General features: G+C 60.8%; 18 protein-coding genes and 1 tRNA gene. 9 read left to right on the top strand and 10 right to left on the bottom strand.

Going from position 1 to position 19,054, the window contains the following annotated elements; genetic code table 11:
• Window positions 1–40: 40 nt before the first annotated feature.
• Both ACYU0X_RS08155 and ACYU0X_RS08160 read right to left on the bottom strand, forming a co-directional pair.
• Window positions 41–937: an ABC transporter permease gene (locus tag ACYU0X_RS08155; protein ID WP_461902708.1), complete on the bottom strand. Its 897-nt coding sequence runs from the start codon at window positions 935–937 to the stop codon at window positions 41–43.
• A 3-nt stretch (window positions 938–940) separates the two neighbouring features.
• On the bottom strand, window positions 941–2,206 hold the full coding sequence (locus ACYU0X_RS08160) for a quaternary amine ABC transporter ATP-binding protein (RefSeq protein WP_461902709.1): 1,266 nt from the start codon (window positions 2,204–2,206) through the stop codon (window positions 941–943).
• 686 nt (window positions 2,207–2,892) lie between these two features.
• Here ACYU0X_RS08160 and ACYU0X_RS08165 point away from each other — a divergent pair.
• From ACYU0X_RS08165 to ACYU0X_RS08185, 5 genes are all read left to right on the top strand, one after another.
• On the top strand, window positions 2,893–3,252 hold the full coding sequence (locus tag ACYU0X_RS08165; protein ID WP_461902710.1) for a YraN family protein: 360 nt from the start codon (window positions 2,893–2,895) through the stop codon (window positions 3,250–3,252).
• Entirely contained in the window at window positions 3,249–4,808 is a 1,560-nt protein-coding gene (locus ACYU0X_RS08170) for a YifB family Mg chelatase-like AAA ATPase (RefSeq protein ID WP_461902711.1), read from the top strand. Before ACYU0X_RS08165 ends, ACYU0X_RS08170 begins: the two co-directional genes overlap by 4 nt.
• Window positions 4,805–6,016, top strand: a complete 1,212-nt coding sequence (gene dprA / locus ACYU0X_RS08175) for a DNA-processing protein DprA (RefSeq protein WP_461902712.1) — start codon at window positions 4,805–4,807, stop codon at window positions 6,014–6,016. Before ACYU0X_RS08170 ends, dprA begins: the two co-directional genes overlap by 4 nt.
• Before the next feature lie 11 nt (window positions 6,017–6,027).
• Entirely contained in the window at window positions 6,028–7,008 is a 981-nt protein-coding gene (locus tag ACYU0X_RS08180; RefSeq protein ID WP_461902713.1) for a tyrosine recombinase XerC, read from the top strand.
• Between the two features lie 126 nt (window positions 7,009–7,134).
• On the top strand, window positions 7,135–7,638 hold the full coding sequence (locus ACYU0X_RS08185) for a DUF3145 domain-containing protein (protein ID WP_309407330.1): 504 nt from the start codon (window positions 7,135–7,137) through the stop codon (window positions 7,636–7,638).
• A gap of 21 nt (window positions 7,639–7,659) precedes the next feature.
• Here ACYU0X_RS08185 and ACYU0X_RS08190 read toward each other — a convergent pair whose 3' ends face one another.
• The 7 genes from ACYU0X_RS08190 to aceE all read right to left on the bottom strand — a co-directional run bounded on the left by ACYU0X_RS08190 (window position 7,660) and on the right by aceE (window position 15,616).
• On the bottom strand, window positions 7,660–8,235 hold the full coding sequence (locus tag ACYU0X_RS08190) for a dihydrofolate reductase family protein (protein WP_418909206.1): 576 nt from the start codon (window positions 8,233–8,235) through the stop codon (window positions 7,660–7,662).
• Window positions 8,236–8,346: 111 nt separating this feature from the next.
• Entirely contained in the window at window positions 8,347–9,585 is a 1,239-nt protein-coding gene (locus ACYU0X_RS08195) for a beta-ketoacyl-[acyl-carrier-protein] synthase family protein (protein WP_418909207.1), read from the bottom strand.
• Between the two features lie 114 nt (window positions 9,586–9,699).
• Window positions 9,700–9,939, bottom strand: a complete 240-nt coding sequence (locus tag ACYU0X_RS08200; protein WP_309407325.1) for an acyl carrier protein — start codon at window positions 9,937–9,939, stop codon at window positions 9,700–9,702.
• Between the two features lie 185 nt (window positions 9,940–10,124).
• Window positions 10,125–11,045 carry an ACP S-malonyltransferase gene (locus ACYU0X_RS08205; RefSeq protein WP_418909208.1) on the bottom strand — a complete coding sequence of 307 codons (921 nt, stop codon included), beginning with the start codon at window positions 11,043–11,045 and terminating at the stop codon, window positions 10,125–10,127.
• Window positions 11,046–11,215: 170 nt separating this feature from the next.
• Window positions 11,216–12,430 carry a PucR family transcriptional regulator gene (locus ACYU0X_RS08210; protein ID WP_461902714.1) on the bottom strand — a complete coding sequence of 405 codons (1,215 nt, stop codon included), beginning with the start codon at window positions 12,428–12,430 and terminating at the stop codon, window positions 11,216–11,218.
• Between the two features lie 87 nt (window positions 12,431–12,517).
• A complete protein-coding gene (locus tag ACYU0X_RS08215; RefSeq protein ID WP_309407321.1) occupies window positions 12,518–12,673 on the bottom strand; it encodes a hypothetical protein in 156 nt (51 codons plus the stop codon).
• Between the two features lie 198 nt (window positions 12,674–12,871).
• A complete protein-coding gene (gene aceE / locus ACYU0X_RS08220; RefSeq protein ID WP_461902715.1) occupies window positions 12,872–15,616 on the bottom strand; it encodes a pyruvate dehydrogenase (acetyl-transferring), homodimeric type in 2,745 nt (914 codons plus the stop codon).
• Window positions 15,617–15,982: 366 nt separating this feature from the next.
• Between aceE and ACYU0X_RS08225 the strand changes: the two genes are divergently transcribed.
• From ACYU0X_RS08225 to ACYU0X_RS08235, 3 genes are all read left to right on the top strand, one after another.
• Window positions 15,983–16,399: a DUF3052 domain-containing protein gene (locus ACYU0X_RS08225; RefSeq protein WP_309407319.1), complete on the top strand. Its 417-nt coding sequence runs from the start codon at window positions 15,983–15,985 to the stop codon at window positions 16,397–16,399.
• A 7-nt stretch (window positions 16,400–16,406) separates the two neighbouring features.
• Window positions 16,407–16,871 (top strand): redoxin domain-containing protein, encoded by a 465-nt coding sequence (locus ACYU0X_RS08230; RefSeq protein ID WP_461902716.1) that lies wholly within the window; start codon window positions 16,407–16,409, stop codon window positions 16,869–16,871.
• A 72-nt stretch (window positions 16,872–16,943) separates the two neighbouring features.
• Window positions 16,944–17,019: transfer RNA gene (locus ACYU0X_RS08235), tRNA-Val, on the top strand.
• 189 nt (window positions 17,020–17,208) lie between these two features.
• Here the strand turns inward: ACYU0X_RS08235 and ACYU0X_RS08240 are convergent.
• On the bottom strand, window positions 17,209–18,405 hold the full coding sequence (locus ACYU0X_RS08240; RefSeq protein ID WP_461902717.1) for an IS1249 family transposase: 1,197 nt from the start codon (window positions 18,403–18,405) through the stop codon (window positions 17,209–17,211).
• 424 nt (window positions 18,406–18,829) lie between these two features.
• On the opposite strand from ACYU0X_RS08240, the gene ACYU0X_RS08245 reads away from it, so the two are divergent.
• Window positions 18,830–19,024, top strand: coding sequence for a CsbD family protein (locus ACYU0X_RS08245; protein ID WP_309407316.1), 195 nt, complete (start codon window positions 18,830–18,832; stop codon window positions 19,022–19,024).
• Window positions 19,025–19,054: the final 30 nt, after the last annotated feature.

Here is a 19,054-nt window from a genome sequence, read left to right on the forward strand (position 1 = left end):
TTCGTACGCACCGCACGAGACGATGCGAATACTTGGGGTCTTAGGCGTTCACGGGGTCCTGCGGTACCGAATCCACATGTGGTTTACGGGCGCGGAGTTTGGCGAAGAGGCCGGAGTGTTTGCCGAATGCATTAGTCAGCCGGTCGAGAATCATGGCAATGATGACAACGGCAAGACCAGCCTCCACACCCAGCGCCGTATCCAGACGGTTCAGCGACTTGATGACGTCGCCACCGAGGCCTCCGGCGCCGACCATGCCGGCAATCACGACCATTGACAGCGAGAGCATGATGACCTGATTGACGCCGGCCATGATGGTCGGTAGCGCCAACGGAAGCTGGATCTGCCGCAGGATGCGCGAGGGGCTCGAACCAAAGGCCTGCCCGGCCTCGACGACCTCGGCATCCACCGAGCGAATACCAAGTTCGGTGAAGCGAACGCCGGGGGCCATGGCGAAGATGATGGTTGCCACGATGCCTGGGGCCACACCGACCCGGAACAGCAACAACGCCGGAATCAGGTACACGAAGGCGGGCATCGTCTGCAGGAAGTCCAACACCGGACGAATCAACGCCGAGAAGGTATCGGACTTCGCCGCCCAGATTCCCAAGGGAATCGAGATTACCAGCGCCCAGAACGTGGCGACGAGTACCAACGACAGCGAGGACATGGCGTTCTCCCACTGGTCGACACCTACAATGACCACGAGCCCGATGATGGTACCGAGCATGAACTTCCAGCCACGCGAGAGTAGCGCAATCAGTGCCGCCAGAATCGTGATTACGACCCATCCAGGGCCATCGAGGATCGCAAAAATCGCTCCGTACATCTCGTCAAAGATGGTTCGTAGCACCGAGAAGAGGGCATTGAGATTGTTCACGATCCACGTGATGACGGTGTCGGCTACCTCGCCGATGGGGATACGGAATTCGTCCATGAGTTATTCCCCTCCTTCTGCGTTCAGTGCGGCGTCGACCACGTCGGCCGGAAGAGGAGCCTGTAGCACGCTCATTTCTTCGGTCGGGGGAGTCGCTGCCGCAAGGGCCGCCAGCAGGGTCACACGCGGGATGACTCCCAGGAGCCGGTCGTCCTGATCGGTCACGGTCACCGGGAGCGGTGACTCTACCGACGGAACGAAGAGGTCGATCAGGGGAGTATCTCGGTGCACCGTGTCCAGCGGCTTGATCTTCGAGCTGAGCGAGTTTTCTCCCTGCCGTAAGAGCTTGAGTGCGTCGCGGTCGGTGATCATGCCTAGGACCTTGCGGTCGCGGCTGGTGACCACCGCAGCGGAGAGAAAGTTATCGCGCATCGTGCGTAGCGCGTTACGCGGTCCAGCCTGTTCGGTGATATGTGCTCGTGCTGGCTCCATGACTGAACCTGCACTGAGCACGCGGGCGCGATCGACATCCTGGACGAATTGGGCCACGTAGTCATTGGCCGGATCTGTCAGGATTTCCTCGGGTGTTCCCACCTGCACGATCTGACCGTCGCGCATCACCGCAATGCGGTCACCGAGGAACATCGCTTCATTGAGATCGTGGGTGATGAAGACGATGGTTTTGCCCAGTTGTCCCTGCAGCTCGATGAGCTGTTCTTGCATTTCGCGCCGGATCAGTGGATCCAGGGCAGAGAATGCCTCATCCATCAGCAGAATATCGGTGTCGGCGGCCAAGGCACGGGCAATGCCCACACGCTGTTGCATACCGCCGGAGAGTTCGCTGGGCATCTTATCGCCCCAACCATCGAGCCCCACCATCTTCAGCGTTTCGTCGGCCTTCGCCAAACGCTGGGCCTTCGGGACCCCGTTTTGCTCAAGGGGATAGGCGACATTGTCACGCACCGTGCGATGTGGGAGGAGCGCGAAGTGCTGGAACACCATGGAAATCTTGGTGCGCCGGGCTTCGCGTAGTCGGGCCGGCGACATGCCGGTCAGTTCTTCTTGGTTGATGCTGATCGAGCCGTCGGTGGCTTCCCACAAGCCATTGAGCGTACGGATCAGAGTGGACTTACCGGATCCAGACAAGCCCATCACCACAAAGATTTCTCCCTCGAGAACCTCGAAGGACGCGTCGATGACGGCGGCGGTGGTCGATGAGGGGAGCTGATCCCGGGTTAGTCCCGCTTTGAGTTTCTCGACCGCGTCTTTAGGTTTGCGGCCAAAGACCTTGTAAAGGTGATCTACCTTTACGGCCACGTTTCTGGTCATAGTCTCCATGCCCGTCTATCGGGTTGTTCTTGCCTCACATGGATCCAGCATCGATAGCACGCGCGCCCGAACTGTCAACAAGCGCGGAACTTAGACACCAATGATCTGGCACTCCTATGTGCAGTGCCAGTCTGATCCTTGTCTTCTCTTGTGCGTTAGCGGTCGTGTCGGACGCGTCGCCGCCACTGTCCACGGTAGCAAAAGAGCGATGAATGGTACCCCGGAGAGGAGTGATATAGCTCCAATATTTCTTGTCTCGAGCCCTGAATATCCTTATAAATACAGGGAAAAGTCAGGAGTTATAGAACTGTTATAAATTGCAGACGAGGTTGGTGGTGAAGCCGCGGTTCCCGAACGCGCCGCGCAGTGCCGCGAATTGCTTCGCGTAGCAGCGTTGGGCGGCTACGGTTTTTGCTTGGTGGTGAGCACCTTGAGCTGCCGAAAATTATGTCGTTTCAATGGCGTATTTGACGCGTGAAGGCGGTCACGGGCGGATTTTCCGGCTGACGAATTCTAGAGTCCACTGGACTGCAATGGGAGTGTAAATCCAGCGATGCGTACAGCGATTATTACGTGCTGACCTGTCGCTTTGCGCCTTTACCCACAACTCGTTAGGCGACCGCCCACGGTGCTGGACACCGCGTGCAGGATGAATCTCAGGAAGCACGGCGGACAGGGAGCGGCTCATGGGGAATCACAATGTGGAGTTGGGGCGACGAGGAGAAGACTACGCCGCCGCCTACTTGCAGCGTCACGGCGTGCAGGTGTTGGCGCGCAACTGGCGATGTTCCATCGGCGAACTCGACCTAGTTTGTCGCGACCAACGCGGGGTGTTTGCCGTCGAGGTCAAGACACGTAGCTCGCACCGCTTCGGGGACGGTTTCGAAGCAGTCAACGCCGCGAAGTTTCAGCGACTTCAACGCCTGTTGCTGTGCTGGGCCAAAAGTGAACAGTGCTGGGTCAACACGCTGCGCATCGACGTGATCGAAGTGTATTGGGGCAACGGAAAGCCCTCGTTGCATCACCATCGCGAGGTCACCCAATGAGTCTGGCCCGAACCTATTCCATTGCATTCATTGGCGTTGCCGCGCGGGTCGTTGAGGTGCAGGCCGACCTCGGCGCGGGCATTCCGGGCTTCACGATCTTGGGACTTCCGGACCCTTCGGTTAACGAAGCCCGCGAACGAATTAAGGCCGCGGCCCGAAATACCGGGGTGCCGGTGGCGAATCGACGCCTGACATTGAACCTTTCCCCGGCCAATGTACCCAAGCGAGGATCTGCCTTTGACCTGGCCATGCTCATTGCCGCACTAGGGGCCGATGCACGACTCGCCGTGCCACCGCGCACGTTGTTCTTCGCCGAGCTCGGACTAGATGGCACACTTCGCGCGGTGCCTGGAGTGCTCCCGGCCGTGCTGGCCGCCTCGGAGCACGGGATAGACCATGTCGTGGTGGCCGAGGCCAATGAGCAGGAAGCTCGTCTCGTGCCCGGGATACATGTCACGGGGGCCAGCCATTTGAGTCAGGTGCTCATCAAACTAGGCGTCCCATACGAGGACTTGCGAATCATGGGACGACACGAGTCCGGTGCAGCGGCACCAAAGGCCATGCGATCAACTCAGATCAGCGGAGATCTGGCCCATGTCAACGGTCAATACGAGGCGAAACAGGCATTGGAGGTGGCCGCTGCGGGAGGGCACCACATGTTGCTGACTGGCCCACCGGGGTCGGGCAAGACGCTGCTGGCGCGTTGTCTGCCGGGAATCCTGCCGCCGCTCGACGACGACGTCGCACAACAGGTCACCGCCATCGAATCTCTTTTTGCTGGCGCGCAGGGGGCAATAGCCCAACTACGACGCACCGCACCTTTCGTTGCTCCCCACCATTCCAGTTCGGTTACCGCATTACTGGGTGGCGGTACGGGCCAGTTGCGCGCCGGTGCGATCACGCGGGCCCATGCTGGGGTGCTATTTCTCGATGAAGCCGCCGAATTCGCCACTGGTGTGCTCGACGCGCTTCGCCAGCCGCTCGAGGACGGGTACATAGAGTTGGCCAGAATTCACGGTGCACAGCAGTTACCCGCGCGATTCCAACTCCTTTTGGCGACGAACCCTTGCCCGTGCGGACGAAATTATGGGCAGGGCACCGGATGCACCTGCACGCCCAACGCCCGTCGACGGTACTTTGCCAGACTCTCAGGCCCGGTACTTGATCGAGTAGATCTGCAGCTAAGCGTGCAACCGGTCACCGGCCGCGATCTTCTAGGTTCCGGGAGTTGCGAATCGAGTGCGGCGGTCCGCGATCGCGTTCTGATGGCTCGAAAACGAGCCGTTCGGCGACTTCGGCCTCTGGGGCTCGGGACCAACGCGCGGGTCCCTGGTCATGTACTGCGCACGGACCTGCAGTATCCTCGCAGCACTCATCGGGCGCTGAGTGTATTGGCTGATACCCCGGATCTTTCGGCCCGTGGGTTCGATCGGGTACTGCGCGTGGCGTGGAGTCTCGCGGATTTAGACGGAGCGCCCGCGCCTGACCCGACACATTTGGATCGGGCTCTAAAGCTGCGCCAACGCCTTGACCGGGCACCCAAGGAGAACCGATGAGCGCCGAGATCACACCCGAGCACCGAATTCGTGCCGAGCTGAACATGTTGATCGAGCCCAATGATCTGGCGGGCGGAGCGTTGCTGAGTCTAATTGGACCAGCTCAGTGCCTGGCGATGATCACCTCCGGGTATCCACCGCCCGCGGATCTGCAACGTCGCTGCAACGATCTTCTCGGCCTCAGCTCGACCGCGGCAGATACGCATAGCCTCCCGGTCGCCCTTCAGCGGTGGCGTAAACGTATCTCACCGGGCCGGAGCGACAAGCTGCTCGAGTCTCTGCGACGCAACGGGGGAGGACTGTTCATTCCCGGGGATCCCCTTTGGCCCACGCAACTAGGCGACTTGCAGCTTGGGCGGCCGATTTGTTTATGGTGGCGTGCGACGCAGGTCCAACGCATGGTCCAGTGCACTCTCGATCGGTGCGTTTCGATCGTGGGTTCGCGAGACTGTAGCGATTACGGACAACGAGTTACCCAGGACTTTGCCGAGCACCTTTATCGGGCTGGCAACACCATCGTCTCGGGAGGCGCCTACGGGGTTGATGCAACTGCCCACCGAGCGGCACTGAACGCCGCTGCGGTCGATGAGAAAAATCTGCCGACCATCGCCATACTGGCCGGCGGTATTGATCGCCTCTATCCCGCGGGCAATAGTAGCCTGCTGTCACAGGTGATTCACTCAGGGATCATCCTTTCGGAAGTCCCACCGGGAACTCCACCTGCCCGCTTCCGGTTTCTGAACCGCAACCGTCTCATTGCGGCGCTGTCACGCGTTACCTTGGTGACCGAGGCCCGTTATCGTTCCGGCGCCTTGAACACGGTAGGTCATGCACTGGATCTGGGCCGCGACGTCGCTGCCGTGCCAGGTAGCGTGTATTCGGCCTACTCTGCCGGAACCCACCGGTTGATCTCTGAGGGTCAAGCGCAATTGGTCAGCGAACCACGCGAACTCCTAGGCGAAAGCGTGCTGCCGGGTACAGGTGGAACGATACGCCGACTCACCGACGCGCTCACTCTGACCCAGCGCATGGTTTATGACTCGCTAGAGGTGCGTCGCACGCTACCGGTCAGCGAGATCGCCGCTCGCGCGGGAATCAGCGACGGACATGCGATGACGGCGTTAAGGTACCTCGGCGGGCAAAGTCTGGCTCGCCAGCAGGGCGCTCAGTGGTGTCTCGCACCGCAAGAGCACGGTCCGAAGGGGTAAATTGGGCTGTGATGAGTATTGATCGTGAGGTCGCGGTGCCCGAGCAGTTCACCGCCACACTGGAGGAGTTTCTCGACCACCTCAGGCTCGAGCGCGGTCGCAGTGAGAATACCTTGCGCGCCTACCGGGGTGACCTCAATGATCTGCTGACTTTTATTGCCTCTGCGGGGAATGTGAAACTTCTGCGCGAGGTAACGGCTCCCTTGTTGCGTGCTTGGATGGCCGATATGCACGAGCGAGCGCTGGTCCCTTCGACACTGGCGCGCCGGGTATCCGCGGCAAAGAACTTTTTCGCGTGGGCACTGCGTCTAGGCATTGTGCAGGTCGACCCGTCGCTTCGACTGGTGGCTCCTAAGAAACCGCAGAAACTTCCCCATGTGCTCCAGGGAGAGCAGGTGCATCGCCTTCTCGATGACGATCAGACAGCGCGAGATCCAAGCTCATCAGCCGACACCGCAACCAACGCGGGCACTCCCAGGCAAGCGGCCCTGGAATGCCGCGACCGGCTCATCATCGAGTTGCTGTACTCCTGCGCATTGCGCGTGGGTGAATTGGTCTCTTTGGACATCGACGACGTGGACCGCTCGGCGCAGACACTGCGCGTGACGGGTAAGGGAGATAAGCAACGCACCGTGCCTTTCGGTGCCCCGGCCCAGGCAGAACTTGCCCGATGGCTCGCTGAACATCGACCGCGGCTCGCCGGGCAAAAGTCCGGGCCCGCCTTGTTGCTCGGGGCCCGAGGTGCGCGTCTTAATGTGCGCCAGGCTCGCGAAGTTGTTGCGCGCAGCTTGCATGCCCTAGGCGACACGGCAGCGAGCGGACCGCACGCACTGCGCCACACGGCGGCAACACATTTGCTCGACGGCGGCGCCGACCTGCGCATGGTGCAGGAATTTTTGGGTCACTCGTCGCTGGCCACCACCCAGCTGTACACGCACGTTTCGATAGACCGGCTGCGGGACAGTTACCGCCAAGCCCATCCGCGTGCGTAGGAAATTCGCGCATCGGCTGGCAAAATACCCACTCTGTCAGGCAAAATAGGTTCCAACGGACATGATGGATCCGCCGTAGTGGTTTTGACGTAGGGGAAGACGATCAACACCGAGACGGAGGATGGCATGTCTGCATCGATGACCCGAGGCGTGATCTATATTCACAGTGCCTCGGCAGCGCTGTGCCCGCATCTGCAGTGGGCGATCGGCGAAGTGCTAGGTCGGGCCGTGAATTTGGACTGGTCCGATCAATCTGCCGCGCCCGGACTCCTGCGGGCCGAATATCAGTGGACCGGCGAGCCCGGTACTGGTGCACGCATCGCCTCGGCGATGCGTGGATGGCAGCACTTGCGTTTCGAGGTGACCGAAGAGCCCAGCCCTGGGGTTGATGGTAGCCGTTGGTCATTCACTCCCGAACTCGGTATTTTCCATGCCACGACCGATGTGGCGGGAAATATCATGGTCAACGAAGAACGGATCCGTTGGGCCTACGAGAAGGGCGATGGCAACCCGGCCGTCTTTTTTCAGGAGATGTCCATCGCGCTCGGTGAAGCGTGGGATGAAGAGCTCGAACCGTTCCGGCATGCCGGCGAGCAGAGCGCGGTGCGCTGGCTCAACCAGGTGGTCTAAGCCCCGCAACGCTCGCGGTCGTTAGCGCACCACGTCGAAGACCTGTTTCTGGATGCCGTTCGGGTACGTTGCCTGAGCGGTCAGCTGTAGTTTCTGCATATCCAGATCGGCCTCACTGAACAGTCGTAGTCCGGCGCCAAGGAGCACCGGGAAGACCAGCAGGTGATAACGGTCGATCAGTTGATGTTCCTGTAGCGAATGCACGAGCGTTCCAGAGCCATGAATGATCAGTGGCGCACCGTCTTCTGCGCGCACCCGCGCGACATCGGCGGCCGAGCGCAACAGCGTGGTCTTACCCCAGTTATCGACTAGATCTCCGGGTTGCAGGGTCGTAGAGACCACGTATTTGTCCATGGCGTTATAGCGCGGAAACTCTTCGGTCATCGTTGGCCAGACACCGCTGAATGCCTGGTAGCTTTTCCGGCCAAGCAGCATGGCGCCAGCTTCGTCCTGTTCGCTTCCCTTGAGCTCGTACGCCGCCGGATCGAATTCCGTTGCGGACATGGTCCAACCCGAATTGCGGTAGCCCGGTTCACCGCCCGGAGCCTGCATGACGCCGTCGAGGGAAATGAAAGCCGTGGCAATAATGGTACGCATGTGGCAGAGAATACCAGTGCGTGTGGTGAAGGGGAATACACCAACGGCGGGCCCCGGTAGCTTGATGCTACTGGGGCCCGCCGCAGGTGACTTGCGTGTCCGCCGGTAGGCTTAGACGCTGCGGATCGCGACCACGGCGTTGTGACCGCCGAAACCGAAGGAGTTGTTCAGCGCAACGATGCTTCCCTCACGCAATTCGGCTGGCTGTCCGGTGACAACCTTCAACGGAATCTCCGGGTCCTGATTGTCGAGGTTGATGGTCACCGGGGTCTTGCGGTGATAAACGGCCAAGGTGGAGAGCACCGACTCGACGGCGCCGGAGGCACCGAGCAGGTGTCCCATCTGGCTCTTCGTGGCCGAGACCCAGACATCATCGAGGGCGTCGCCCAGAGCGGCACGCAGGGCGGTGTACTCGGGCTTATCGCCGACCGGAGTGGAGGTTGCGTGCGCATTGACGTGTACGACATCTTCCGGCTGGATTCGGCCGTCGAACATGGCAGCCTTCAGCGCGCGGGTTGCTCCGAGGCCCTCGGGGTCCGGCGCGGTGATGTGGTAGGCGTCGGCGGTGACCGAGGAGCCGGCGAGCTCGGCATAGATCCGGGCGCCACGGGCCAGTGCGTGCTCTTCGGCTTCCAGTACCAGTGCGCCGGCGCCTTCACCCATGACGAAGCCGTCGCGGTCAACGTCGTACGGGCGCGAGGCGCGGGCCGGGTCGTCATTGCGCTTGGACAGCGCCTGCATGGAGGCGAACGCTGCGATAGGCATCGGGTGGATGGCCGCTTCGGCGCCACCAACCATGACAACATCGGCCTTACCCGAACGAATCAGATCCAGACCCACGTGCATCGCTTCGGTGCCCGAGGCGCACGCGGAGACCGGGGTGTGTGCGCCACCGGCGGCACCGAGGTCGAGGGAGACCGCCGCAGCCGGACCGTTTGGCATAAGCATCGGAACGGTCATCGGCAGCACGCGACGCGGGCCCTTTTCCTTCAGGGTGTCCCAGGCGTCAAGAAGGGTCCACACGCCACCGATACCGGTCGCGAAGGCCACAGCCAACTTATCGCGGTCGAACTCCTCGATGCCCGAGTCCTTCCACGCTTCGCGGGCCGCCACCACGGCGAACTGCGTGGACGGATCCATGCGCTTCATCTCCACGCGGGAGAGGGTCTCGCTGGCAGGAGTCGACGCACGCGCCGCAAAGGTGACCGGCAGTGAGAACTCCTCCACCCACGAATCGGTCAGCGTGGCTGCCCCGGATACACCCTTGAGGGCGTTCTCCCACAGGGTTGGGACGTCCCCGCCAATGGGGGTGGTGGCTCCGAGACCGGTGATCACTACTTTGCGCGCCATCATCAAACTCTCTACTGGGAGGCAATAAAAACTAGAGCGGCCGGCTTGACGTACCGGCCGATGCGCGCGGCAAGCTCCACGCGACGGTTGCCCCGAGGGGCCAAGGACTTAACCTTAGGCGTTAGCGATGAAGTTCACTGCGTCGCCCACGGTCTTGAGGTTCTTGACTTCCTCGTCCGGGATCTTCACGTCGAACTTCTCTTCGGCGTTGACCACGATGGTCATCATCGAGATCGAGTCGATGTCCAGGTCCTCGGTGAAGGACTTGTCCAGCTGCACATCGGCAACGTCCAGGCCGGTCTCTTCGTTGACGATCTCGGCGAGGCCCGCCAGGATTTCTTCGTTGCTAGCCATTACGGCTCCTTTTCTTTCTCGTGCCGGCGAGGCCGGGCAGTGTGCAGTGGCAACCGTTCTCGGAGGCCACCAATAGGTGAAAACTTATCGGGTTTTCACGCTTCCGGGTTAAAGCTTAGGGCAGAGGTGCCTGCTACTGGTTCAAGACAAGCCCCGTCGCCCGTTGGGTTACGTCCCGAAGCGCGTTAGGCGCCGTGTTCGGCGATAAACTCACGAGCCGCGTCCAGATCCTGCGGGGTTTTGACCGCAAGAGTCTTGACTCCCTTCAGCCCACGGCGCGCCAGACCAACCAGGGTGCCGGCGGGGGAGAGCTCGAGCAGGCCGGTCACTCCCTGAGCGGCCAGGGTTTCCATGCAGAGATCCCAGCGAACCGGGCGGGAGACCTGCGCAACGAGGGAGGCGAGATTGGCTTCGCCGTCGGCTACTGGCTCACCGTCAAAGTTCGACAGCAGGGTGCGCGATGGGGTGGCGGGGTTCAGCGAGCCGGAGAGCTCTTCGAGCACACCCACGGCCGGGGCCATATGCGCGGTATGGAACGCGCCGGCGACCTTCAGCGGGATCACGCGGGCCTTGGCCGGCGGGTTCTCGCCGAGAGCCGCGAGCTGCTCCAGGGTGCCGGCGGCCACGATCTGACCGCCACCGTTGGCGTTTGCAGGGGTCAGGCCCAGCTCGTTCAAGCGATCGGTGACTTCTTGGGCGTCCCCGCCGAGGACGGCGGCCATGCCCGTAGGAGTGACGGCGGCGGCCTGGGCCATTGCGTTGGCACGTTCACGCACGAAGGTCATGGCGTCGGCTTCACTGAGCGCACCCGAGATCGCCGAGGCGGTGATTTCACCGACCGAGTGTCCGGCCAGGATTGCCTTGCTTGGCAGCTCGTTGCCGAAGAGTGCGCGGGCGCTGGCTAGCCCGGCGGCCACGATGAGCGGCTGAGCGACGGCGGTGTCCTTGATGGTTTCTTCGTCGGCTTCGGTGCCGTAGGCAATGAGATCGCGCTCGCTAATGGCGCTGAGCTCGGTCAAGTGTTCGCGCACACCTGGCACGTCGAGCCATTCGTTGAGAAAACCTGGGGTCTGGGAGCCCTGTCCCGGGCATACAATTGCTAGCACTCTTCCAGCTTTCCAAATAGTCGATTCTTTTCGCGCGGCAAATAAGTACCAAGCTCGCGAACCCTGTTTGTATGGATGCTACAAAAGCCTATCGCATCCAACCCCAGAGAATTCACGATTTTTGGTGTTGCGGACCGCGAAAAACTGTGTGGTTCCCATAACCGGGCGGTTTAGTCATCCTCGGGCTGCAACCTGCCAACCAACAGCGCCGTGTGCAGAACAAAGGCATCCCGGGCGGAGAGCGGATCCCAGCCGGTGACCTCACTGATGCGCTTGAGGCGATACCGGACCGTGTTGGCATGCACGAAAAGTTCACGGGCCGTGCCCTCGAGCGAAAAGCCCAGGGCGAGATAGCTACAGAGCGTTTCGGCCAAGGCGTTCCCCGCTTCGATGAGTGGCCGGTAGACGCGTTCGAGTAAGGCCGTGCGAGCCAGCTGGTCCCCGTTGAAGGCACGCTCGGGCCACAGATCGTCGGCGGCGACCGGCGTAGGGGCCTGTGGCCACGCACGAGCCGCCGAGACGCCGGACATTGCGGCCAAGGCGGCGTGGTGCACGTCCTTGATGTTTGGCGCCAGCGGCGAGTAAACCACGGGCCCATCGCCGAAGAGTCGGGCCATGCGGTGAAAGTCCACCTCGTCGAAGCGGGTGCCCGATAGGACCATAATCGAGCGTTCGCCTAGCACGCTGACGAGTGAGTCCCGTGAATACCGGGCGGCCACGCGGCGCAAGGCGTTGACGAACGTGCTCGGTGCCATTTTGGGAGTCATACCCACCATCACGCGCAGGTTCTTCTGTGAACGCCAACCTAGGGCGGCCACCCGGGAGGAGAGCGACTCCTGCGACTCTCCACGTAAGACAGCATCTATGAACTGGGCTTCGAGTCGTGAATCTAAGGCGCCGCGGGTTTCTGCCGCCCGGGCATAGACGTCGGCGGCTGCAAAGGCTACTTCACGTGAATAGCGCAAGACCGCCTCGCGCACCTGAGCCTGCTCGGACTCGATCACGATGTCCGGGACTTGGGATTCGACAAGTTCCACGATCGTGCGCAGCAACGCCAGTGCCTTCTGCAGACTAATCGACCGGGTGAGTTCGGTCGGTGCCGCCCCGAAAACGTCACTCATGACCCAGGCGGGCGTTGAGTCGGGCTCCTCGTACCACGACACGAAGGTCGCAATACCCTTTTGCGCCACGAGCCCCAAAGCGGCGCGTTCCTCGGGTGCCAATGAGCCATACCACGGTAAGGACTTTTCCAAGTAACGAAGTGCCGTGGTGGAAAGTTCGCCCAGATGCGACTTGAGCCGCTTGATGGTCTGCGGACTGGGTTTGGGCAGGTGGTTGGCCATCCGGGACGGCTGCTTGGTGGGGAGATCGGACTCTTGGGCCATGCTTTAGAGCATACGGAAAATTCGCGAACACCGCGTTGCGGCAAGCCGGTGCCCGGCGGGAGAACCGCCGGGCACCGGTAGATATGTTTACACTTCGCGGGCCGTGATCCGTAGTCGTGAGGATTGCGCCGCGGCTTTGACGATCTCATTGGCGAGCTTGCTCGCCGCCAGCACCTGCTCCTGGGCGGCAGGAGCGTTGGTCAGTGGTGTACGTACGTTTGTTTGAACTGGCTGGTTACCCATGGTTCCCCCTTGCCTTGTGACCTACCATCAGTCTTAACGCTAGGGCTCACGGTTGTGGTGGGGGTGGGCAGGATCTGCAAGTAATCAGCTAGATTCATCGAATAAAGCTGAGCTTTAGCTGGATATAAGTTGAGGGTCGGAGAGAACCAGTTGGTTCTTTCCGACCCTCAAGGCATGATCCGCTAGGCGGTGTGTGGGTTAGGCGTCGCCGCCGGCGTTCCCACTCGTACCCGCGGTCGGGTCATTCAACCGGTACGCCGCATGCGCCTCGGCGACCTTCGCCTCATCAATCTCCCCACGCTCGGCCAACGCGGCCAGCGCCTGAACCACCACGGTATGCGCATCGATCTTAAAGAACCGGCGCGCCGCGGCCCGCGTATCGGAGAACCCGAACCCATCAGCCCCCAACGTATAGAACTCACCAGGCACGTACGGGCGGATCTGCTCGGGCACCGCGCGCATGTAATCACTGGTCGCGATCACCGGCCCGGTCGCCTGGGCCAGTTTCCCGGTCACAAACGGAGTCACCCGCCCGCCGGCCGGATCACACAGGTACGCCTCATCGGCGGCCTGCCCATCCCGCGCCAACTCGTTCCAGGAAGTCACCGACCACACATCAGCGGACACACCCCACTGCTCGGCCAGGATCGCCTGGGCTTCTAACGCCCACGGCACCGCCACACCCGAAGCGAGCAGTTGGGCGCGGGGCCCGTCCACGGCGGCTTCCTTCAACAGGTAGATGCCCTTGATCAGCCCCTCGACGTCCAGATTTTCTGGTTCGGCCGGCTGGGTGATCGGCTCGTTATAGACCGTGAGGTAATACATCACGTTCGGATCCGGGTGCCCCCCACCATACATGCGCTCCAGCCCGGAACGCATGATATGCCCGATCTCGTACCCGTAGGCCGGGTCGTAGGTGACCACCGCCGGGTTGGTCGCCGCCAGCAACGGTGAATGCCCGTCGGCGTGCTGCAGTCCTTCACCGGTGAGGGTGGTGCGTCCGGCGGTCGCGCCGATGATGAACCCGCGGGTCATCTGATCCGCCGCCGCCCAGAACTGGTCGCCGGTGCGTTGGAAGCCGAACATGGAGTAGAACACGTAGATCGGGATCAACGCTTCCCCATGGGTGGAGTAGCTGGTGCCCGCGGCGGTGAACGCGGCGACCGCGCCGGCTTCGTTAATGCCCGGGTGGATCAACTGACCGGCCGGGGATTCCTTATACGCCAGCACCAGGTCACGGTCCACCGAGAGGTAGTTCTGCCCGGCCGGGTTATAGATCTTCGCGGTCGGGAAGAACGAGTCCATCCCGAAGGTGCGGGACTCATCGGGCACGATCGGCACGATCCGGTGCCCGAAGTCCTTATCGCGCATCAGATCCTTGAGCAACCGGACAAAGGCCATGGTCGTGGCCGCCTGCTGCTTCCCGGACCCGCGTTTGGCGATCGCGTAGGACTTCTCCCCGGGCAAGGTCACCGGGGTAGGGGTTTCCGAGCGGCGGGAGGGGACCGCCCCGCCTAGGGCGGCACGGCGTTCCATCAGGTACTTATACTCTGCGGAGTCCACTCCGGGGTGGTAGTACGGCGGCAGGTACGGGTCGGCTTCAAGCTGCGCGTCGCTGATCGGGATCCGCAGGTGGTCACGGAACCCCTTCAAGTCTTCCAGGGTGAGCTTTTTCATCTGGTGGGTCGCGTTGCGGGCCTCGAAGTGCGGGCCCAGCCCGTACCCCTTGACCGTTTTGGCCAGGATGACGGTGGGTTTGCCCTTGAACTCGGTCGCGGCCTTATAGGCGGCGTAGACCTTGTGGTAGTCATGCCCGCCACGCTTGAGCTGCCAGATCTCATCATCGGAAAGGTCCGCGACCAGTTCCTTCGTTTCGGGGCGCTGCCCGAAGAAGTGCTCGCGGATAAACGCCCCGGACTCGGCCTTGTAGGTCTGGTAGTCCCCATCGGGGGTCTGGTTCATCACATCGACCAGGGCCCCGGCCGGGTCCTTATCCAGCAGGGTGTCCCATTCACGACCCCACACGACCTTGATCACGTTCCAGCCCGCGCCGCGGAAGAACGCTTCAAGTTCCTGCATGATCTTCCCGTTACCACGTACCGGACCGTCCAGGCGCTGCAGGTTGCAGTTGATCACGAAGTTCAGGTTATCGAGCTTCTCATTCGCGGCCAGCTGCAGGAAGCCACGCGACTCGGGCTCATCCATTTCCCCGTCCCCGAGGAACGCCCACACCTGCTGGTCGCTGGTGTCTTTAATGCCGCGGTTGTGCAGGTACCGGTTCAGTTGGGCCTGGTAGATCGCGTTCGCCGGGCCGATGCCCATCGACACGGTCGGGAACTGCCAGAACGCGGGCATATTCCGTGGGTGCGGGTAGGAGGGCAGCGCGTGCCCTTCCTTGGACTTTTCTTGGCGGAACCCGTCCAGGTCCTGCTCGGTCAGACGGCCTTCGAGGTAGGCGCGGGCATACATGCCCGGCGAAGCGTGGCCTTGGAAGAAGATCTGGTCCCCGCCGCCGGGGTGGTCTTGGCCGCGGAAGAAGTGGTTGAATCCGACCTCGTAGAGGGTCGCGGCACCGGCGTAGGTGGAGATATGCCCGCCGACCCCGACCCCGGGACGTTGTCCGCGGTGCACCATGACCGCGGCGTTCCAGCGCATGAACGCCCGGTAGCGGCGTTCAATGGCTTCGTCGCCGGGGAATTCGGGTTCTTGATCGACCGGGATCGTGTTGACGTAGTCGGTGGTGGTGACCATCGGCACGCCCACGGATTTCGCGCCAGCGCGTTGCAGTAGGGAACGGATGATGAATTGGGCCCGTTCGGTGCCCTGCGCCTCGACGAGTTGGTCGAACGAGTCGATCCATTCCTGGGTTTCTTCAGGGTCTCGGTCGGATAGCTGATACGTCAAACCACTACGGATCTGAGAGATGTGCTCCTCAACAGCCACGGTTTCTCCTAGGTTGATATGGCGGTCTCTATGGTTAGGCGCGAGGTTTCGTCGGATAACCATATGCGGGACAACGGACTTAACTGCGCGGGTACCGTGAGTGCGTCCGATTCACCCCTAACTCTAGTTCGCCCGCGCGAGCGAAAAGACGAAAATTTCGCCCGAAAGGGCCTAAAAGCATTCTTTTTAGGTGACTTAAGGCACCTCGTAGGATGTCAAAATCCATTTAACCCATGACTCTGTGATGTGGCACACTCGTTACGTGACAACAAAACCCGGCGTGTTGCGTCGTTCACGCTTGAATGGGAGCGCGAAACCGTGTTTCGTTGTTAACAACGCTTCGCACCATCATCAGGAGGAACACAAGTGAGCGACGCCGTACAGGCAAATCTGGAGCCCGCAAAAAAGCTCGGCTTCAAAGAGGATGACCTAGTTCAAGAGCTGGGTTATGACGATGACGTGGATTTCGATCTGCGTGATTCCATCGAAGATCTCATTGGTTCAGAGTTGCTCACCGAGGAAGACCACGACGTGGTCGACTCAGTTATCTTCTGGTGGCGCGATGGTGATGGAGACCTCGTAGATGCACTCGTAGATTCTCTGAGTTGTCTCGAGGAGGGCGGAGTGGTCTGGCTACTTACGCCAAAGCAGGGGCGCGACGGCCACGTTTCGCCGGCACTTATTCAACAAGAAGCTCCCACCGCCGGGCTTCACGTGACCACCTCCGAGGGTGTTTCCGCCGATTGGTCGGCGATGCGCCTCATGCCTCGTCGCAAGAACTAGGGGCAGTATGACTATCAATCCGGGTGACCGTATACCTAGCTGGTGCCTGGAAAACCAGTTCGGAGAACTGGTGGACGCCGACGACGTGAAGGTCGGGCGGAGTCTGCTGGTTTTCTTTCCGTGGGCGTTTTCCCGCGTCTGTGGAGCCGAATTGGACGAATTGCAGCGTGAACATGCCTTTTTCACGGAGGCCAAGGTACGTGTCTGCGGTATTTCCGTGGATCACAAATTCGCGTTGCGTTCCTATGCGCAGGACCGCGGTGTCGAATTTGAGCTTCTCGCTGACTTCTGGCCGCACGGCGCTGTGGCGCGGCAGTTTGGCGCCTTTGACGACGAGCGTGGCGTCGCCACGCGACATAGCTACTTTGTGGTCGATGGAATCGTGCGGGAAGTAATTTCGAGCCCACTTAGTACGGTCCGTGCGTTCAGTGACTACCGAGCCGCGATAGAGACGCACGTCACCACCCACTGATTTGCATCGACCCGCACAATGCGTATAGAGTAGATCATCGTTGGCAGGAAGAAATTCCTAGTCACACTGGAAGGGCCTTTAGCTCAGCTGGTAGAGCGTCACGTTTACACCGTGAATGTCATCGGTTCGATCCCGGTAGGGCCCACCAAAGAAAAAGTCCCCTGAGTTTGAGTGTTTAGCTCAAACGCAGGGGACTTTTTCGTTCCCTAGCGCAGCCGCTTGCTGGGTGATCCAAAAAGCGGGTTATAGGGTTATAGGCAATAAATGGGTTATAGGCAATAAATGGTGTCTGGCCCGGGCGTGTTACCCGGGCCAGACCTTCGTGAAACCACGGTTCCTAACGGCTGCGCCCGCCCCAGCCAGACCGGGAATACAAGCCATCCTCAGCTGTCGTGTGCGTGTCATAAAGCGCTGGACCAACCTGTTGGTCAACCGGCTTCATCTTGGCTTCTCGTTCCAAGACCAGCTTTCCCGAGGCCCGGATCAAGGCCGGCAAGTTCGCTCTTGACACCGGCTCAGCTCGGCTCCAGCAGAACCATTCACAAGCCCGCCGGCGATGCTCGATGGGCATCCCGCGGTGATGCGAAATCAGCGCCCGGATCCCGGAATTGATCCCTCCTTCAATCATGTTCGTCGTCGCGTTGACGCCCAACCCGTCCAAGTCCTCGTCCAGGTAGGTGAACACATGGCCGCGCTTGAGCGGTGTGGCCATGCTGCGGTAGGCGCTACGTAGCCGCTCATGCGTGTACCACCACGGTCGTGTGGACTTGACGCTTTTGGGCAATGGGCCGGCCCAGTCTTTCGCGTATGTTTTTTCCTCCAGCAGGTGCTGGTAGCAGGCCTGCCAGGACGCGAACGCGGCACTCCATTCAGCGGCTGCAGCCCGGGTCTTGATCTTTGTGAGCCTCAGGCTCAAGCGCCGTAGTGACTTGCCAGGTTCAGTTCGCGGTCTCATGCTCAGGTGCGTGCGTACGTTGCGTTGCAGATGCACTAGGCAGCGTTGGATCCTCACCTTCGGCCAGAGGGACTTCAGTGCTTTGAGCAGTCCCGAGCCGCCGTCGGTGACAACGACTCTGGGCTCGGGGAAGTGCTTGAGCAGTTCCAGCCACGCCGCTGATTTTTCCTGATCGCACCACTGCCATCCAATGACCTTGCCGTGGGCGATGGCGATCAATAGACACCATCCTGGACGGAGGTAAATGCCGTCGATCTGGATCTCGGCAAAGACTTCGCCGGTGTGGTGCAAAAATGGGTGCACGTTCCAGCACCACTGGGTTTGCTGGCGGAAGGTGCGTCCGGTTCCTCCGGCGAATTCTGCTTGGGACTGTTTGCTGGTCAGCCAGCTGACGAAGCCGGCTAGGACGTTGCGTGCGGTGGTGTCTGGACGTGCTCGGGTTGTGGAGGCGTTGCAGGTGATGCATCGCCAGCGTTGCTTGCCGTTGCGTTTCCCGTTTTTCTTTAGAGGGCTATGGCAGATACTGCATAGGTGGGTGTTTTGTCTTGTAGGGGTCACGCCTATGGGAACAATGCCCATGCGGAACTTGATTCTGCCCCGGGATTCCGGGGCAGAATCAAGTTCCAGGACACCACTTATTGCCTATAGCCCAAAAAGCCTCAACATTCACGGTACGGCCCAATGGTGGGCGGAATGCCTGATTAAGCGCACCTGTGCCCGGCACGAGACCCAGCGAGGTCAACGACCGTGGCGTTTAGGTGGATTCGGGCCTCACTTCGGTCCCCGATGACATTCAACGCCCCAACTACCGGATAATCTCCGTGCTTTTCAAGGGCAAGTTCTGCACTAAGTTGACGTTTCATCGGAATAGTCTGGGATGAGCCTGTAAAGCCTAGACAGGTTCAGTTACCTCTCCGTAGCGTGGGATTTATCGGGCATGCGGTGGCATCTCGCCGGTGCGCCGATCGAATGAGTATTTCGATCAGGAAGGAAGGCTGTGTAAATGGGTCTCGGTGACAAGATCAAGAACAAGGCGCAGGAAGTTTCCGGCAAGATCAAAGAAGGCGTTGGAGACGCTACCGACAACGAGGACCTGCAGGCCGAGGGCGTAAAGGATCAGGCGGCCGCATCGGCTAAGCAGGCTGGTGAACACATCAAGGACGCGGCCAAGGATGTCAAGGACGACTTGAACAAATAGGCCGTCTCTAAAAAATGTCCCACCTAATTA

The sequence above is a fragment of the Glutamicibacter sp. X7 genome, assembly GCF_054889245.1.

Coding starts and splice junctions, on each gene's coding strand:
- ACYU0X_RS08155 (WP_461902708.1), bottom strand. CDS start 937: ATGGACGAATTCCGTATCCCCATCGGCGAGGTAGCCGACACCGTCATC.
- ACYU0X_RS08160 (WP_461902709.1), bottom strand. CDS start 2,206: ATGACCAGAAACGTGGCCGTAAAGGTAGATCACCTTTACAAGGTCTTT.
- ACYU0X_RS08165 (WP_461902710.1), top strand. CDS start 2,893: ATGGGGAATCACAATGTGGAGTTGGGGCGACGAGGAGAAGACTACGCC.
- ACYU0X_RS08170 (WP_461902711.1), top strand. CDS start 3,249: ATGAGTCTGGCCCGAACCTATTCCATTGCATTCATTGGCGTTGCCGCG.
- dprA (WP_461902712.1), top strand. CDS start 4,805: ATGAGCGCCGAGATCACACCCGAGCACCGAATTCGTGCCGAGCTGAAC.
- ACYU0X_RS08180 (WP_461902713.1), top strand. CDS start 6,028: ATGAGTATTGATCGTGAGGTCGCGGTGCCCGAGCAGTTCACCGCCACA.
- ACYU0X_RS08185 (WP_309407330.1), top strand. CDS start 7,135: ATGTCTGCATCGATGACCCGAGGCGTGATCTATATTCACAGTGCCTCG.
- ACYU0X_RS08190 (WP_418909206.1), bottom strand. CDS start 8,235: ATGCGTACCATTATTGCCACGGCTTTCATTTCCCTCGACGGCGTCATG.
- ACYU0X_RS08195 (WP_418909207.1), bottom strand. CDS start 9,585: ATGGCGCGCAAAGTAGTGATCACCGGTCTCGGAGCCACCACCCCCATT.
- ACYU0X_RS08200 (WP_309407325.1), bottom strand. CDS start 9,939: ATGGCTAGCAACGAAGAAATCCTGGCGGGCCTCGCCGAGATCGTCAAC.
- ACYU0X_RS08210 (WP_461902714.1), bottom strand. CDS start 12,430: ATGGCCCAAGAGTCCGATCTCCCCACCAAGCAGCCGTCCCGGATGGCC.
- ACYU0X_RS08215 (WP_309407321.1), bottom strand. CDS start 12,673: ATGGGTAACCAGCCAGTTCAAACAAACGTACGTACACCACTGACCAAC.
- ACYU0X_RS08230 (WP_461902716.1), top strand. CDS start 16,407: ATGACTATCAATCCGGGTGACCGTATACCTAGCTGGTGCCTGGAAAAC.
- ACYU0X_RS08240 (WP_461902717.1), bottom strand. CDS start 18,405: ATGGGCATTGTTCCCATAGGCGTGACCCCTACAAGACAAAACACCCAC.
- ACYU0X_RS08245 (WP_309407316.1), top strand. CDS start 18,830: ATGGGTCTCGGTGACAAGATCAAGAACAAGGCGCAGGAAGTTTCCGGC.